Annotated in this window: 15 protein-coding genes and 1 tRNA gene; 8 read left to right on the forward strand and 8 right to left on the reverse strand. The window is 62.1% G+C overall.

Translation table 11 applies throughout. The features are described 5' to 3' along the window. Positions 1-481 precede the first annotated feature (481 nt). From IP76_RS16570 to IP76_RS16580, 3 genes are all read right to left on the reverse strand, one after another. Positions 482-1,060: a cob(I)yrinic acid a,c-diamide adenosyltransferase gene (locus tag IP76_RS16570; RefSeq protein WP_054159348.1), complete on the reverse strand. Its 579-nt coding sequence runs from the start codon at positions 1,058-1,060 to the stop codon at positions 482-484. 11 nt (positions 1,061-1,071) lie between these two features. Continuing rightward, positions 1,072-1,269, reverse strand: coding sequence for a twin transmembrane helix small protein (locus IP76_RS16575; RefSeq protein ID WP_054159349.1), 198 nt, complete (start codon positions 1,267-1,269; stop codon positions 1,072-1,074). A 72-nt stretch (positions 1,270-1,341) separates the two neighbouring features. Next, entirely contained in the window at positions 1,342-2,211 is an 870-nt protein-coding gene (locus IP76_RS16580; RefSeq protein ID WP_082352577.1) for an SDR family oxidoreductase, read from the reverse strand. Positions 2,212-2,256: 45 nt separating this feature from the next. On the opposite strand from IP76_RS16580, the gene IP76_RS16585 reads away from it, so the two are divergent. Beyond that, positions 2,257-3,150, forward strand: a complete 894-nt coding sequence (locus IP76_RS16585; RefSeq protein ID WP_054159351.1) for a YihY/virulence factor BrkB family protein — start codon at positions 2,257-2,259, stop codon at positions 3,148-3,150. Here the strand turns inward: IP76_RS16585 and gluQRS are convergent. Then, the gene (gluQRS, locus tag IP76_RS16590; protein WP_082352578.1) at positions 3,121-4,029 is read right to left on the reverse strand and encodes a tRNA glutamyl-Q(34) synthetase GluQRS; all 909 of its coding nucleotides are present in this window, start codon (positions 4,027-4,029) and stop codon (positions 3,121-3,123) included. The two genes, IP76_RS16585 and gluQRS, sit on opposite strands and share 30 nt — an antisense overlap. 34 nt (positions 4,030-4,063) lie before the next feature. Between gluQRS and IP76_RS16595 the strand changes: the two genes are divergently transcribed. Beyond that, a complete protein-coding gene (locus tag IP76_RS16595; RefSeq protein ID WP_197278366.1) occupies positions 4,064-4,705 on the forward strand; it encodes a DNA-3-methyladenine glycosylase in 642 nt (213 codons plus the stop codon). 107 nt (positions 4,706-4,812) lie between these two features. Further along, positions 4,813-5,370, forward strand: a complete 558-nt coding sequence (locus IP76_RS16600; RefSeq protein WP_054159353.1) for an HNH endonuclease — start codon at positions 4,813-4,815, stop codon at positions 5,368-5,370. Between the two features lie 76 nt (positions 5,371-5,446). Here IP76_RS16600 and IP76_RS16605 read toward each other — a convergent pair whose 3' ends face one another. After that, the gene (locus IP76_RS16605; protein WP_054159354.1) at positions 5,447-5,962 is read right to left on the reverse strand and encodes a disulfide bond formation protein B; all 516 of its coding nucleotides are present in this window, start codon (positions 5,960-5,962) and stop codon (positions 5,447-5,449) included. Positions 5,963-6,246: 284 nt separating this feature from the next. Between IP76_RS16605 and IP76_RS16610 the strand changes: the two genes are divergently transcribed. From IP76_RS16610 to IP76_RS16620, 3 genes are all read left to right on the forward strand, one after another. Beyond that, positions 6,247-6,331 (forward strand) — tRNA-Leu (locus IP76_RS16610). Between the two features lie 23 nt (positions 6,332-6,354). After that, positions 6,355-6,795 (forward strand): hypothetical protein, encoded by a 441-nt coding sequence (locus IP76_RS16615; RefSeq protein WP_054159355.1) that lies wholly within the window; start codon positions 6,355-6,357, stop codon positions 6,793-6,795. A gap of 254 nt (positions 6,796-7,049) precedes the next feature. Beyond that, on the forward strand, positions 7,050-8,684 hold the full coding sequence (locus IP76_RS16620) for an AMP-binding protein (RefSeq protein ID WP_054159381.1): 1,635 nt from the start codon (positions 7,050-7,052) through the stop codon (positions 8,682-8,684). Here IP76_RS16620 and IP76_RS16625 read toward each other — a convergent pair whose 3' ends face one another. The 3 genes from IP76_RS16625 to secA form a co-directional block, all read right to left on the reverse strand. Beyond that, positions 8,685-9,929 (reverse strand): GNAT family N-acetyltransferase, encoded by a 1,245-nt coding sequence (locus IP76_RS16625; RefSeq protein ID WP_245281486.1) that lies wholly within the window; start codon positions 9,927-9,929, stop codon positions 8,685-8,687. It lies immediately after the preceding gene. 261 nt (positions 9,930-10,190) lie between these two features. Further along, positions 10,191-11,435 carry an acyltransferase family protein gene (locus IP76_RS16630; protein ID WP_197278367.1) on the reverse strand — a complete coding sequence of 415 codons (1,245 nt, stop codon included), beginning with the start codon at positions 11,433-11,435 and terminating at the stop codon, positions 10,191-10,193. 81 nt (positions 11,436-11,516) lie between these two features. After that, entirely contained in the window at positions 11,517-14,195 is a 2,679-nt protein-coding gene (secA, locus tag IP76_RS16635; RefSeq protein WP_054159358.1) for a preprotein translocase subunit SecA, read from the reverse strand. A gap of 244 nt (positions 14,196-14,439) precedes the next feature. Here secA and IP76_RS16640 point away from each other — a divergent pair, with 244 nt between their 5' ends. Further along, the gene (locus IP76_RS16640; RefSeq protein WP_054159359.1) at positions 14,440-15,285 is read left to right on the forward strand and encodes a peptidylprolyl isomerase; all 846 of its coding nucleotides are present in this window, start codon (positions 14,440-14,442) and stop codon (positions 15,283-15,285) included. A 66-nt stretch (positions 15,286-15,351) separates the two neighbouring features. After that, positions 15,352-16,593 carry a bifunctional glutamate N-acetyltransferase/amino-acid acetyltransferase ArgJ gene (gene argJ, locus IP76_RS16645; protein ID WP_054159360.1) on the forward strand — a complete coding sequence of 414 codons (1,242 nt, stop codon included), beginning with the start codon at positions 15,352-15,354 and terminating at the stop codon, positions 16,591-16,593. The last annotated feature ends 6 nt before the right edge of the window (positions 16,594-16,599 follow it).

Below are 16,599 nucleotides of genomic sequence, written 5' to 3' on the forward strand. Positions count from 1 at the left end.
TTGGGGCAACTCAAAGACCGTCGCCGCCTTGCCAGAGAGACGCATGCAAGCGGGAACAGACGCCGAACGGGGCGCCGGAAGGAGCCACATACTACTACTTAGACAGGCTGCTTCTGGCGCCCCGTCCGAGACAAGTTTCAGGCACACCCGGAGGGAGAGATCCCGCCCGGCGGCGAAGCTTGGGGTTTTTGAAAGATAGGTTCCTGAGGGGTGAGAAAGCGGGCCGCAAGCGCGGAGCCCTTCTCCCTCTTGGTGGGGAGAAAGCGATTTCGATGAATTAGGCGAGCGTAAGCCGCCTAAACATCAGAAATCGCTAGTGAGGGGGGCCGTTCGTCGTGCCACCATCACCGATCCCCTCACCAACAAAATCTGAGGTTTAGCCCTCAATCGGGCTAAGCCCTCGATTTTGTAACCTCTCCCACAAGGGGGAGAGGGGCCACCGCATACCGCAGCACGCACCAAGGGAGACTAGACCCCATCCTCACCTGTTCTTCCCCGGCACCCACAGGACATCCGCCCGTCCACCATCATTGGCGAATCGCGCTGCAACAAACAGGAAGTCCGACAGGCGGTTGACATATTTCAGCGCCGGCTCGCCGACCTCTTCGCCGTCGAAGCGCGACAATTCCACCATGATGCGCTCTGCACGTCGCGACGTCGTGCGGGCGAGATGGAGATAGGCGGCGGCGGGGGTGCCACCCGGCAGGATGAAGGATTTCAGCGGGTCGAGGTTGGCATTCAGTTGGTCAATTTCCGTTTCGATCCGGTCGACCTGAGCCTCGATGACGCGCAAGGGTTCGTAAGGCAGAACCTCGCCCGTCTCGGGAGCGGCAAGATCGGCGCCGAGATCGAAGAGATCGTTCTGGATGCGCATCAGCATGGCGTCGAGTTCGGGCAGATCTGCCGTATGCAGCCGCGCGATGCCGATTGCCGAATTGGTTTCGTCGATCGTGCCATAGGCATCAACGCGCAGGTCGTGTTTCAGGCGGCGCGGGCCGGTGACGAGGGCTGTCGTGCCGTCGTCGCCGGTGCGGGTGTAGATCTTGTTGAGCTTGACCATGATCGCCTCCTTCAGCGCCCGCCACCGGTGACCCAGAGGGTCAGCATGATCAGCGCGATGGCGGCGGCCTGCAGCACGATGCGCGCCTGCATCAGCTTGTTGGAGGTGTTGCCGTTGCCGCCCTTCATCATGACGAAGAGGCCGCGCATCAGCACCAGGGCAACGAGGCCCATGACGATCAGGGTGAGGGTTGTGAGGAAAGCGGACATGAGTGGCTATGCCTTTGTTGGGTGCTGGGCCTCTGCTGCGCCTCGTCGAGGAAGCGCTCTTGGTCGTGCTTTTCAGTCCAGCGATCGCATCAGTCGGTAAAAGAGATCCGCCGGCATCAGGCGCTTTAGCAGCGCACCCTGCTTGGCCGGCTTGGTCACCACGTAATGTGGGCGAGAGCGCCTTGCGGTCAAGGCGTGGTCCAAGACTTTGTAGACCGCTTCCGGCCCGAGTTTGTGGCGATTTACGGGGCCTGTGCCATTCAGTCGCGCCAGCTGGCGGCGATAGTCTTCGGCGTGGACCGAATTCTCAAGATCGATCGCAGCCTGGATGTGGTGAAGGGCGTTTGCGGTGAAACGGCTATCGATCGGACCGGGCTCGATCAGGCTTACCTGTACGCCCGAACCTTCGAGCTCCATCCGGAGCGTCAGCGACAGGCCCTCAAGGGCGTATTTCGAGGCCGTGTAGGCGCCGCGCCAGCGATAGGGAAGAAGGCCGAGAATGGAGGAGCATTGCACGATGCGGCCCGAGCCTTGCGCCCGCATGGCCGGGATCACCCGGCGCGTCAGATCATGCCAGCCGAAGAGATTGGTCTCGAACTGGGCCCGGAGCGCCTCCGTCGGCAGATCCTCCACGGCACCCGGCTGGCCATAGGCGCCGTTGTTGAACAGGGCATCGAGCCGGCCGCCGGTGCGCGCGAAGACGTCTCCGACAAGAGCCTCGATGCTTTCAGGATCGGTATAGTCCATGATCAGAACCTCGATCCCCTCCGCTTCGAGTGCCTTGCCGTCCTCCGGCTTGCGCACGGTTGCGAACACCCGCCAGCTGTCGCGCTTCAGCGCGCTTGCACAATAGGCGCCAATGCCCGAAGAACAGCCTGTGACGATGATGCTGCGCACGCTATTCCCCTGCCGTTCCTGTACAAATGCGGTCGGGTTTCCCATATTCGGCCGCATGTGACAATCGGGCGGGCCCAAGAAGGAGACTGGATGCCGACTTTCCTGCGGATGCTCTACAAGGTCGGTTTCGACGCGATCTGGCACTTTTCCGAGGATGACGGCTGGGCCATGGCCAGCCATGTTGCGCTGTCGGCCATCCTGGCGCTCTTTCCCTTTTTGATCTTCGGCACAGCGCTCGCCAGTTTTCTCGGCGCGGACCAGTTTGCCGAAACGGCCGTGCATCTGATCTTCGACACCTGGCCCGAGACGATTGCCACGCCGCTGTCCGAACAGGTGGTGCAGGTACTCACCATCCCGCGCGGCGGTCTGTTGACGATTTCGGTGCTGGCGGCGGCCTATTTTGCCTCGAACGGGGTGGAGGCACTGCGCATCTCGCTCAACCGCGCTTACCGTGTTTATGAAACGCGGCCCTGGTATCTCACCCGGCTGCTCAGCCTCGGCTTCGTGCTGGCCGCCGTGGTGATCCTGGCGGCCATCAGCGCGCTGCTTGTCGCCGTACCGGTGGCTCTCGCCTATGCGGAAAACCTCTTCCCTTTCCTCAAAGACTTTCTGGCGACGGTGGCCAATTGGCGGGTTTATGGGACGGTCGCCTTCCTGATCGTGGCGCTCGTCGTGTTCCATCTCGGCCTGCCGGCCGGGCGCCGCCGGTTGATCGATGTGCTTCCCGGCGTGTTGCTGACGCTGGCGCTCTGGCTGATCGGCGCCTTGCTCTTCGCCTACTATCTCGGCACTTTCGCCAATTATGCCGCCACGTATGCCGGCCTTGCTTCGATCATGATCGTGCTGGTCTTCCTTTACATGGTCGGCGCGATCTTCATCATCGGGGCAGAGTTCAATGCAGCCCTGATGAAGTTCAAGGTGGTGCCGGTGAAGGGCCAGCCGGATGTGGGGATATCAAATCCCGACCAGGCTGCGGATATCTGAGGGCGTCATGCCTTTTTCCCTCAAGGCGCCAAGCGCGGTGTCGCCCTGGCTCTTCGAGAGCTTTCGGCCATCGGGGCCCAATATCAGCCGGTGGTGATGGTAAAGCGGCGCGGGCAGGCCGAGAAGCACCTGGAGCAGACGGTGCACGGCGGTCGCATGGAAGAGGTCGAGCCCTCGCACCACATGGGTAACGCCTTGAGCCGCATCGTCAACAGTGACCGCCAGATGATAGCTTGCCGGCGCATCCGAGCGCCACAGCACGACATCGCCCCAGGCCGCCGGATCGGCGGTGATGTCTCCCCGCTCGCCATCACCGCTGTCCTGCCAGCAAAGTGGGCCGTCGAGGCAGGCGATTGCCTTTTCCATGTCGAGGCGAAAGGCGAAACGCTCGGCCGTGGCGAGGCGCGCCTCGCGTTCGCCGGCGTCGAGATGCCGCTCTTCGGTCGGATATAGCGGTGCGCCGTCGGGATCACGCGGCCAGGGGCCTGCCTCGCGCTCGTAGGCCGAAACCCGCGCCTTGACCTCGCCGCGGGTGAGAAAGGCCGGGTAAGCCAGGCCGCGCTCGATCAGGCGGTCGAGGGCCGCGCGGTAGAGGGCGAAATGCTCCGACTGGCGGCGAACCGGCTGCTCGTAACGGAGGCCCAGCCAGTCGAGATCGGCAAGGATTGCCTGCTCAAACTCCGGCGTACACCGGGTGAGGTCGATATCCTCCAGTCTGAGCAGCAGGCGGCCGCCGCAGGATTTCGCCATATCGGCATTGAGAAGTGCTGACAGCGCATGGCCGAGATGCAGCCGCCCGTTCGGGCTTGGGGCAAACCGGAAGACGGGTGGGCCATTGGCGATTTGACGGATGCGCTCGCTCATGGTTTTCCTTCGCATGTGGGGACGAGAAGGAAAAGGGGTGGATGGCGTGATGATGATCCGCAACGAGGCGGACCTTTCGGCAGGATTGGACATGCTGCTTCAGCGGGATCCGCGGCTCTGTCCGATCGCCGATGCCTGCGGCCCCTTGCCGCTGCGCCTCTCGGCCCCCGGCTTTGCCGGGCTTGCCTCGATCATCGTCTCACAGATGGTGTCGCGGGCGAGTGCAGATGCGATTTGGCGGCGGATGACGGCTGTTCTCGGGCATCGGCCGACGGCGGAGGATTACCTTGCGCTTCCGGTGGAGGTGGTATCGACCTTCGGCCTGTCGCGGGGCAAGGCCCAGGCGCTTGATGCGGCTGCCAAGGCCGATCTCGGCGGCCCGTTCCGGCTCGATGAACTGACGGAGATGCCCGGTCCCCAGGCGATCTCGGCCCTGACGGGCCTCAAGGGCGTCGGCCCCTGGACAGCGGAAGTCTACCTGATGTTCTGCGGTGGCCATCCCGACATCTTTCCTGTTGGCGATGTGGCGCTGAGGATCGCCGTCGGCGATGTCTTCTTCGGCGGGGAGCGGCCCTTGCCGGATGCGGTTGCGGCCTGTGCCAAAGCCTGGAGCCCGGTGCGTTCGGTCGCAGCCAGGCTGTTTTGGGCCCATTATGCGCGGCGCACGGGACGTGTTGCCCTCCCGCGCTGAGCGACCTTCCGCCGCGCCTCGGATCGCGCCGAAGATTCAGGCTTCACAATGCTGTAACAAGAGACCTAATATAGAGATGCAGATGCAGAATCGATCAGGAGTTCGCCTTGACGATTGCAGTTTCTCCCCAGGCCCTTCCGGCACTCGTCCTGAATGCCGACTACAGGCCACTGAGTTATTACCCCTTGTCGCTGTGGTCCTGGCAGGACGCGATCAAGGCGGTCTTCCTCGACCGTGTCAACATCATCGCTGAATATGATCACTCGGTCTGCTCACCGAGCTTCTCGATGAAGCTGCCGAGCGTGGTCAGTCTCAAGACCTATATCCAGCCGACCCGCAACCCGGCCTTCACCCGTTTCAACGTATTTCTGCGCGACCGGTTCGAGTGCCAGTATTGCGGCTCGGATGACGACCTGACCTTCGATCACGTCATTCCGCGCGCCCATGGCGGCGAAACGACCTGGGAAAACGTCGTGGCGGCCTGCTCGCCCTGTAACCTGCGCAAGGGCTCCAAGCTGCCGAAACAGGCGGGCATGCATCCGCATCAATCGCCCTATCGGCCGACGGTGCAGGACCTGCACAATAATGGCCGGCTGTTCCCGCCGAACTACCTGCATGAAAGCTGGATGGACTATCTTTACTGGGATACCGAGCTTCAGCCTTAAAGGGCTGACCGCCAGGGCTTGGCCAGGGCTTTCTCTTGAGGGACCGGCGATTTGATCGTCGGCTGGTCCTTCCTCTTTACGCGCTCCGTTTGCGGAAACCGCCCCAGAGCGCGAGGGAGGCGAGGGCTGCGCTGGTCAGCACATTCCAGCCGGCAAACGAGAGGCCGAGCACTCGAAGCGTCGCTTCGGTGCAGGACGGTGCCTTGGTGGCATTCAGCGCATCCAGCACATTGACCGGCGTATCGCCACCGGTGGCACCGATGGTGCAGCTGGCAGGACCCTCCCAGAACTTCCATTCGACGCCGGAATGGTAGATGCCCATGCCCATGCCGACCAGCATGAGGATAGCGATGGCAAGGAACAGCAGTTTCGTGACCATCGGCGGCAGGCGCAGGATCGACGAGAGCATGGCAGCGATGCCGACACCGACGCCGATGTAATAGGGATTGCGCTGCATCAGGCACAGTGCGCAGGGAATGTAACCGCCGATATGCTCAAAGCCGAGTGCCGAGCCGACGACCAGCGCCATGCCGAAGGTCAGAAGGCCGGCAAGCATCCTGTCGGACTTGAAGGGGGTGAGGATGGCGTTCATCGCGGTAGCTCTCGGATTTGGAGGTCGACGATCTGGATATCCCCGACAGTCGCACCACCAAAAGGGTGAAAACAAGGCTGCCCAGCCCATGCCGCCAGATCCGCCGCATGTGCTTGCGCGTTTTAGGCAAGCCATCCTGTGCTGTAAATGGGGCGCTTGCGCCCCGACAGCCACCCGAGCTGGAACATTCACGTGAATGGGTGTCTGCGCATATCAGGCGAAAAAGGCGTTGACCGCTCCACCCTGCTTCGTATAGTCCGGCGCAGTCCATCCGACGCTCGTGTGCCCCATTGGCGGAACTGGTAGACGCGCTCGACTCAAAATCGAGTTCCGAAAGGAGTGCTGGTTCGATTCCGGCATGGGGCACCACCATCTCACATAAGGCAGAAGCGATGACCACGTCCGGCAAGATCCGCATTCCTCAGCCCGTCAAGCGGGTGACTGTCGATGCCGGGATCCTGCCGAAGGCAGGGTCGTCGGCAAAGCCGGTTTCTGGCGAGGCTAAGGTCAATATCGTGGCGCCAGTTGCGCCGAAGATCGCAGCCGCCCGCCAGCAGATGCGCAAGCAGTCCGCCAAGGTTGCCATCGCCAAGATCGACGAGGCCATCGAGGCTGGAACGGTGTCGGCTGCGGATGCGAAGAAGCTGGTTCTGGCGCTGGCCGTCCGGCGTGTCGGCTCGCAGGATGCGGCCGAGAAGTGGTATCGCAGCCATCACATCGAAGCTTTCGGCGGTCGCACCGCTGCCCAGATGGTTCGCGGTGGCGAATTGAAGGCGCTGATCGAGCATATGAAGGCCGAGGCTGCCGCTGCGGTGACTGCCGCCAAGGCTTGAACCGGTCAAGCGTTGAGACGGCCGGCTGCTTGCAATCGGTCGGGGCAGACCGAGCATGCCGTGCCTCTGAACATCACAAGACGATTTACCCGTTTGATGCTGCTCCGGCCCTCCATCGGCTCGTTTTCGGTCGGGCATCCGGCCCCGAACGCGGCCTGCTTCTGCCTGCGGATTGTGCATGTGCGAATTGAATGCTAGCACTTGCGGCATGATCTTTCGGACCTATGCCCCTTCCGGCAACCCAGTTGGCGACCATGTTTCTGGCGCAGCGCGATAGTTTCGACGCGCTCCGCCGCGACTTCCGCTGGGATATTCCTGACGACTTCAACATCGGTCGCGTTGTGGCGGATGATTGGGCCGCACGGGCGCCTGACCGCATCTGCCTGGAGCATTTCTCGGCGGATGGCCAGCATCTTTACATGACCTATGGTGCGCTTGCCGCCCGGTCTTCGGCGCTGGCCCATGGCCTGGTGGAAGCCGGCGTCGGGCCGGGTGATCGCGTCGCTCTTTTGCTGCCGCAGTGTTTCGAGACGGTGGTGGCGCATGTGGCCATCTACAAGATCGGCGCAATCGCGCTGCCGCTGGCGCTGCTCTTCGGTGAGGAAGCGCTCGAATATCGGCTCAACAATGCGGGCGCCAAGCTCGTTATCACCAACGGTTTCGGCCTGTCGCGGCTCAAGCCCATTCGAGAAAAGCTTGCCACGCTCCGGACGATCGTTTCCATCGATGGCACGGAGCCCGGTGTGACCGGCTGGGCGGAACTTGCCGAAGGGCGGCCGAGCCACTTCGATATTGCGCCGAGCGGGCCTGATACGCCGGCGCTGATGATCTACACCTCGGGCACAACCGGTGCTCCCAAAGGAGCCCTGCATGGCCACCGCGTGCTCGCCGGCCATATTCCGGGGTTTCAGCTGGCCCATGACTTCCTGCCGCAAGACGGTGACAAGGTCTGGACGCCGGCTGACTGGGCCTGGGCGGGCGGCCTTCTCAATGCATTGTTGCCGGCGCTGATGCTCGGCGTGCCGGTGGTCTCCTCGCCGGCGCAGAAATTCGATCCGCATATGGCCTTCCGCATCATGGCCGAGATGAAGGTGAAAAACGCCTTTATCCCACCGACCGCGCTTCGGCTTCTCAAGGCCGTCGAGCGCCCGCGGGCACAGTATGATCTTGTCCTGCGCAGCATCGGCTCGGCCGGGGAATCGCTGGGGCGCGAAACCTATGAATGGGTCAGGGATGCTCTGGGCATCGTGCCCAATGAATTCTACGGGCAGACCGAGTGCAATTTCGTGCTGTCCTCGGCTGCATCGCTCGGCGTGACGAAGGCGGGCGTCATCGGCAAGCCGGTGCCGGGCCATGAGGTTGCGATCATCGATGCGGCGGGGCAGGTGTTACCACCCGGAAAGACGGGGCAAGTGGCAATCCGTCGGCCCGATCCGGTGATGTTCCTCGGCTATTGGAACAACGAGGCGGCGACAACGCAAAAATTCGTCGGCGACTGGATGACGACGGGTGATCTCGGCGTTTCAGATCCAGACGGCTATGTGCAGTTCTTCGGTCGGGACGACGATGTGATTACCTCGTCCGGCTACCGGATCGGGCCTGCGGAAATCGAGGATTGCCTGGTCGGCCACAAGGCCGTGCGGCTGGCAGCGGTGATTGGCAAACCCGATCCTGTGCGGACCGAAATCGTCAAGGCTTTCGTCGTGCTTCAGGAGGGGGTGTCCCCCAGCGAGGCGCTGGCTGGCGAAATCCGTGACTGGGTCAAGAGCCGGCTATCGATGCATGAATATCCGCGCGAGGTGGAATTCGTCACTGAGCTTCCGCTGACGACAAGCGGCAAGGTGATCCGTCGCCTGCTGCGCGATCGGGAGATCGACAGGGCGGGCTGATCAGCCGCCGAAGCGGCGGTTCAGGACCTTGTCGCGCAGAAGGCGGGCGATGTTGCGGGTGTTGCGATACATATGCAGCTGGGCGCCGACCTGCCGCACATCGCGGTCGGCATTGGGGCGAAGTCCGATGACGAGCGTGCCCATGGGTTCCCGTTCTTTCCAGAAACGGCTCATGATCGGATGATCCGAGACGGCGCAACTGTCGGTACGCTCGATGTTGGGATCGTCGAGATGCCATTCCGTCAGTTCGGCGACAAGCAGCTTGCCCGGTGAAAAACGGGCGTAGGCCTCGTCATAGGCCGTTTTCCAGGTATAGGCCTCACCGGCCATGATGAAGACAACCATCGAGGCAATGGCCCGGCCGTTGAGGTCGAGCGTGTGGATACGCACGGCATCCGCTTCCGCCAGATTGGTGATCGCCTCGCGGGCAAAGGCGGCGCGCAGGCGGTCATTGACCATGGCGGAGCGCTTGCGCCCCTTCCAGCCGCTTGCCTCCAGCGCCAGGAATTCTTCCATGCGCAGGCGGATTTCCTCCGGCTGGCGGGCGACATTGTAGGTGACGGTCCCAAGCTCGGAGAGCTGGCGGCCTTGCCTGCGCATTTCCCGCAGGTGGTTCTTGGCCACGGTTTCCGACAGATAGACTTGCGCGTCGTCAAGGCTGTCCAGCATCGGGCGCTCGTAAGGATTTGTCACGGTCAGCGGCAGGTCGCGGGAGATTGCGACGGCACGGGCGAGCTGGGCGAAGCGTCCTTCGAGCCTCAGGTCCGGAATGGCAAGTACGCCGGGCAGGCGGGCTTCCGGGCGGGAGAGCGCTTCCAGCAGGTTGTCGATGGTTTCGGCTGCCCCTTCCGCATCAACGAGCGGGGTGCCGAGTGGACCGAAGGGATTGGCCCAGACACGAATGATCGAGGGGCCGACCGAGAAACCGGGTTTCTCCACCGAATAGGGGAAGAGGAGCCGCAGGCGCGAGCGATTGCGATCCTCGTCACGAATGACCGCGAAACGCACCTGACGTTCCTCCAGCCGCGGCATGGCCGGGGCGAGAAAGCGCGGAGCGAAGAAGACATTCGCCTCCATCACCCGGTAGGTCAGGTATTCCAACTCGTCCTGCAGCTCATAGCCCATCTGGCTGGGATAGAGGCTGAGATTACGGCCTGGACGGCCCACGGTGATTTCGGTTTCGGCAGCAGGCCGGATCTGGCCGCCGGTGAGGCTGCCGATGAGGCGGTTGGCGCCGCTGTTCATACTCTCGTCGTAGACGCGGTCGCTCATCGGCAGATGGCCTCCATCTTGCCGGCCGCGATCATCAGGGCTGCGCCGAGGGTGTGTCTGTGACGTGCAGGTGGCCCGGGAACGCGCAGGGAACCGGTCGCGGCAAGGCGACGCAGACTGGCCGGGGCCAGGCCGGAAGGCACACCAAATTCCGCTGTTTCCTGAATGGTCATCGTGACAAACGCAATACTCTTCACCGGGAACGGACCAGCGTCCAGTGTTGACAGAACAGGGTTAACGAAGTGTGCCCTGTGAGCGATCTTCAGTCGTGAAGATCGGCTTTTCACCACTTGCCACCTTGGGCCTGGCGCCGTTGAACAGGAAGAGTGCGAGGGAGCTTTTCCGGATCAGGCGATGCAAGCCAAAGGAGAGGAGAAGGCTTGCCGCGGCGATGAGGAGAAATTCGATGATCGGCGGCCAGGCAACCAGCAGGAAGGCGCTCGCCAGTCCGTAGATCGCCGGATGGTGGAAGAGGTAGATGCTGAAGGAGGCATCGACGACAGCATCGACGCGGGCGTCTCCTGATCTGCACAGGCGCAGGGCGAGCCCGATCAGCAGGAAGCTCATCAGAACGGCTGCGGTGGCATCCGCTGCCGCATGCACAGGTTCAAGACCCTGGCGGCCGCGCAGGGCAGCGGCGATCACCGCCGACAGAAGAGCTGCGGCAGGCAATGCCCAACCCGCACGCCAGACCAAGGCTCCGGCGACGCTTGGGACGATGCGGAGCAGAACGCCGAGCAGGAAGAAGGGCAGATAGCGCAGATAAGGGTCGACCCCGTGGGCCAGGAGATAGGGAAGGGGCCCGTCAAGCGTCGACAGGAAGAGATGGGACAGGTCAATAAACAGGGCCCAGATGATCGATAGGAAGACAATCAGCGGAAGCAGTCCGCTGCCGAGCCGGTGAACCCAGGCTTCGAGCCGTGGCCTCAACCCAAGCGACGAGGCGGTGCGGGGCATCATCGTCCAGAGGGCTGCGAGGAGGGCGCTATAGGCGAGCAGCGCCGGTAGAAACCAGAGATGCATGATCCAGTGCATGCCTGGATGGGTGACGTCGAAGGCCGTCCTTGCCGCCACTCCGTCCATGCTGGTAATGCCGCGCAAGGCGTCGGCCACATCCACCAGGGCAATCTGCAGGGGGGAAAGCAACGCAAGTCCGGTGAGGAAAGGTATGCCAAGACGGATGACGCGGCCGCGCAGCCATGTCTGGGGCGGGCGACGGGACAATGTGAGGGCGGCGAAATAGCCGGCAACGATGAAGAAGGCGGGCATGCGGAACGTGACGAGGAAGCCGCTGAGCAGGGTCAGCGCCTCGCTTCCGACCGGGGATTGCACATCCCAGGCCGTCCGCATGTCGTAGACCATGGCTGCATGATAGGGGATGCCGAGGAGCATCAGGAAAGCCCGCAAGCCGTCCCAGTGGTGTTCCCGTCCCGTGGCCGTTGCCATGCCGTCCTCGCCAAAGAGTAAGGGAACCGGCACGCAATGCACCGGTTCCCCTCATTCAAGTCAGCAATGTTGCAGGCAAAGGTTTAGAAAGCCTCAAGCCGGGAAGATCGGATTTCAGGCTTCCAGCGTGCCGTGGCAGTGCTTGTATTTCTTGCCGGAACCGCAGGGGCAAGGCTCGTTGCGGCCGACCGTGCCCCAGGTTGAGGGGTCGTTCGGGTCGCGGTTGATATCTGCCACCTCGTCCTCGCCGGTCGTTGCATCGACGTGATGCAGCTGCATCTGCGGCAATTCCGGGGCCGGCTGGGGTTCGCGAACAAGCTCGACACGCGCCATCTGGGTGGTCACGGTGTCGCGCAGATTGGCGAGCAGGGCCTGGAAGAGTTCAAAGGCTTCCGCCTTGTATTCCTGCAGCGGGTCGCGCTGGGCATAGCCGCGGAAACCGACGACCGAGCGCAGATGGTCGAGATTAACGATGTGCTCGCGCCACAGATTGTCGATTGTCTGCAGCAGGACCGAGCGCTCGACATAGGCCATCAGTTCGGGGCCGAAGCGCTCTGCCTTGTCGGTATAGGCCTTGTCGGCGGCTTCGATCAGGCGGTTGTAGATGTCGTCTTCGGCGATGCCTTCTTCGGCTGCCCAGACTTCGACCGGCAGGTCGAGGTTCAGGGTCATCGCGACCTTCTGCTTCAGGCCGGCGACATCCCACTGTTCAGCATAGGCATTCGGCGGAATATGGATGGCAACCATGGTCTCGATGACTTCGTGGCGCATGTCGCCAATCGTCGTCGAGACGTCCGTGGCATCCATCAGCTCGATGCGCTGTTCGAAGATCACCTTGCGCTGGTCGTTGATGACGTCGTCATACTTCAGAAGGTTCTTGCGGATGTCGAAGTTGCGGGCTTCGACCTTCTTCTGGGCGCGTTCGAGCGCCTTGTTGATCCACGGATGGACGATGGCCTCGCCATCCTTCAGACCGAGCTTCTGCAGCATGCCGTCCATACGGTCGGAGCCGAAGATGCGCATCAGGTCGTCCTGGAGCGACAGGTAGAATTTCGAGCGGCCCGGGTCGCCCTGACGGCCGGAGCGGCCGCGCAGCTGGTTGTCGATGCGTCGGCTTTCGTGGCGCTCGGTGGCGATGACATAGAGACCGCCAGCTTCGAGCGCCTTCTGCTTCAGGGCTGCGATTTCGGCCTTGATGGCTTCAGCCTTGGCGTCGCGCTCGGGACCTGGCTCCATCTCGGCCAGTTCGTGCTCGAGGCGCATTTCGAGGTTGCCGCCGAGCTGGATGTCGGTGCCGCGGCCGGCCATGTTGGTGGCGATCGTGACGGCGCCGGGAACCCCGGCCTGGGACACGATATAGGCTTCCTGCTCATGGTAGCGGGCGTTCAGGACCTTGAAGTCCTTGAAGCCGGACTGGCTGAGCATGTTTGCCAGAAGCTCGGATTTTTCGATCGAGGTCGTGCCGACGAGAACCGGCTGGTTGCGTTCGCTGGCGACCTTGATCTCTTCGATGATCGCCTTGAACTTTTCCTCGACGGTCCGGTAGACCTCGTCGTCCTCGTCGATACGCTGGATCGGCAGGTTGGTCGGCACTTCGACGACTTCGAGGCCGTAGATGTTGCCGAATTCTTCCGCTTCGGTCGCTGCCGTACCGGTCATGCCGGCGAGCTTCTTGTACATGCGGAAGTAGTTCTGGAAGGTGATCGAGGCCAGCGTCTGGTTTTCCGGCTGGATCTGGACCTTTTCCTTGGCTTCCAGGGCCTGGTGCTGGCCCTCCGAGTAACGGCGGCCCGGCATCATGCGGCCGGTGAATTCATCGATGATGACGATCTCGTCGTTGCGGACGATATAGTCCTTGTCGCGGGTGAAGAGTTTGTGGGCTTTCAGCGCATTGTTGATGTGATGCACGATCGCGACGTTTTCGACGTCGTAGAGGCTCTCACCCTTGAGAAGACCGGCCTGGCGCAGCAGGTTTTCGAGCTTTTCCGTGCCGACTTCGGAGAAGTTGGCCGAGCGCTGCTTCTCGTCGATTTCGTAGTCTTCTTCCGACAGAAGCGGGATGAAGGCGTCGATTGTGTTGTAGAGATCCGAACGGTCATCGAGCGGACCGGAGATGATCAGCGGCGTGCGAGCTTCGTCGACGAGGATCGAGTCCACTTCGTCGACGATCGCGAAGTTATGGCCGCGCTGCGTCATCTGGCCGCGCTCATACTTCATGTTGTCGCGCAGATAGTCGAAGCCCAGTTCGTTGTTGGTCGCGTAGGTGATGTCGCAGGCATAAGCCGCACGGCGCTCGTCATCCGACAGACCATGCACGATGATGCCGGTGGTGAGCCCGAGGAAGCTGTAGAGCTTGCTCATCGTCATGGCGTCGCGGCGGGCGAGGTAGTCGTTGACTGTTACGACATGCACGCCCTTGCCGCTGAGCGCGTTCAGGTAGACGGCCAGGGTCGCGACCAGCGTTTTGCCTTCGCCCGTCTTCATTTCGGCAATGGCGTTGTCGTTGAGGATCATCGCGCCGATCAGCTGCACGTCGAAGGGACGCATGCCAAGCGCGCGGCGTGCGCCTTCGCGAGCAACGGCAAAAGCCGGGATCAGGATGTCATCCAGCGACTTGCCACCGGCGACTTCGGCCTTGAACTGTTCGGTCTTTGCCGCAAGTTCGGCATCGGACAGCGCCTTCATCTGCTCTTCGAGCGCGCCGATGGCGGCGACGCGAGACTGATAGGAACGCACGCGACGCTCGTTTGACGAGCCGAAAATTTTGCGCGCAAGTCCACCAAGACTGACCATAAGATGGTCCTTTCTGACCTTCGTCATATCGTTGACGTACCGTGACGACCACAATAAACGCGGATCGCTCGGTACAATTCGCCCCTAAACTTCTCTGGACGCGAGGTTGCGTGACAGATAAGAGGGGGGTCGAATGATGTCAACGGCGCAGGCAGGTGCCAAAGCCCCGCAGTTGCCGGGCATCGGACAATTTTTTGCCCGATTCGAGCGGTCTTGAAACGGTTCACCATCCGAAAGGTCTTTCATGCTTCGCCTTAACAAGTTTCTCGTTGCCGCCAGTGTCTCCGTACTGGCTCTCTGCGCTCCTGCCTTTGCAGAGGATGCCGTGGTCGCCAAGGTTGGCGACGTGGAGATCACTCAATCCGAACTCGATCTTGCCGTGACAAACCTTGATCCGCAGCTCTCCCAGCTGCCGGACGAGCAGAAGAAAGTCGCCGCGCTCTCCGGCGCCATCGACGTGAAGCTGCTGGCGGCGACCGCCACCGCTGCCGGCCTCAAGGACGATGCCGAATACAAGCGTCGCATGGACTTCATCGCCGAGCGCGAACTGCACAACATCTATTTCAAGAAGAACGTCGTCGATGCTGTGACGGATGACGAGGTCAAGGCCCGCTACGAGAAGGAAATTGCAGCCCTTCCGAAGCAGGAAGAGGTTCGTGCACGTCACATCCTCGTCAAGACCGAGGAAGAAGCCAAGGCGATCATCGCTGATCTCGATGCCGGCAAGGACTTCATCGAACTCGCCAAGGAAAAGTCGACCGACCCGAACAAGACGGAAGGCGGCGACCTCGGCTATTTCTCCAAGGGCCGCATGGTTCCGGAATTCGAAGAAGCCGCTTTTGCGCTTGAAAAGGGTGCCTACTCCAAGACCCCGGTGAAGACGCAGTTCGGCTTCCACGTCATCAAGATGGAAGACAAGCGCGATGCGCCGCCGCCGTCCTATGACGACGTTGCCCAGCAGGTCCGCCAGCTGGTCATGCGCGACAAGTATCTCGAGCTCATCACCAAGGCGAAGGCCGACCAGACCGTCGAGATCGTCGACGAAGCTCTGCGCAAGGGCTATGAAGAGGCCAACAAGCAGGAGCAGTAAGCTCCGCCACCCGATGTTTCTATCCAAAGGCCCGCAGTTTGCGGGCCTTCCATTAGGGCCTTTCCGATGACCTCCACCATTTCTCCGCTCGCTCCAAAATCCTATGCCGAGATGCCTGTGATCCGCGGTGTGCGGATGGCGACTGCCGCTGCCGGCATCAAGTACAAGAACCGCACCGACGTGCTGCTGATGGCCTTTGACCAGCCGGCGGCTGTCGCAGGTGTCTTCACAAAGTCGAAGTGCCCCTCTGCGCCGGTCGATTTCTGCCGGCAGAATCTCGGGCATGGCGTGGCGCGCGGCGTGGTGGTCAATTCCGGCAATGCCAATGCGTTTACCGGCGTCAAGGGTAAGGCGGCCACCGAGCTTACGGCAAAATCTGCGGCCGCTGCCCTCGGATGCGGCGTCGATGAAATCTACCTTGCCTCGACCGGCGTGATCGGCGAGCCGCTGGATGCCTCGAAGTTTTCCGGCGTGCTTGACCAGATGGCTGCGGATGCGACCGGTGACTTCTGGCTTGAGGCCGCCAAGGCCATCATGACCACAGATACCTATCCGAAGGTCGCAACGCGCACGGCGACGATCGACGGTGTGAGCGTCCGTATCAACGGGATTGCCAAGGGTGCAGGCATGATTGCCCCCGACATGGCGACCATGCTGTCCTTCGTGGTGACCGATGCCGATATCTCCTCCGCGGCACTGCAGGGGATGCTTTCGGCCGGTGTCGAGCCGAGCTTCAATGCGATCACGGTCGACAGCGACACCTCGACATCCGACACGCTTATGCTGTTTGCGACCGGTGCTGCATCGGCAGACGGCCAGGCCAGGATCGAGACGGCAGACGATGCGCGGCTGACGGAATTCCGCGCCGCCCTCAATGATCTGCTGAAGGATCTGGCGCTGCAGGTGGTGCGGGACGGCGAGGGCGCGCGCAAGATGGTGGAGATCACCGTCAAGGGTGCCGAAAACGACGCTGCCGCAAAGAAGATCGCGATGTCGATCGCCAATTCGCCGCTGGTGAAGACGGCCGTGGCCGGTGAAGACGCCAATTGGGGCCGTATCGTCATGGCGGTCGGCAAGTCCGGCGAGATGGCGGATCGTGATCGCCTGGCGATCTGGTTCGGCGATGTGCGCGTCGCCGTCAACGGGGAGCGGGATCCGGCCTATTCCGAAGATGCGACGACTGCTGTGATGGAGCGCGAGGACATTCCGGTGATTGTCGATATCGGGCTTGGCTCGGGATCTGCCACCGTCTGGACTTGCGACCTGACCAAGGAATATGTCGCGATTAACGGCGACTACCGGAGCTGATACCGG

The organism is Rhizobium sp. AAP43 (assembly GCF_001296045.1).
Lineage (GTDB): Bacteria > Pseudomonadota > Alphaproteobacteria > Rhizobiales > Rhizobiaceae > Allorhizobium.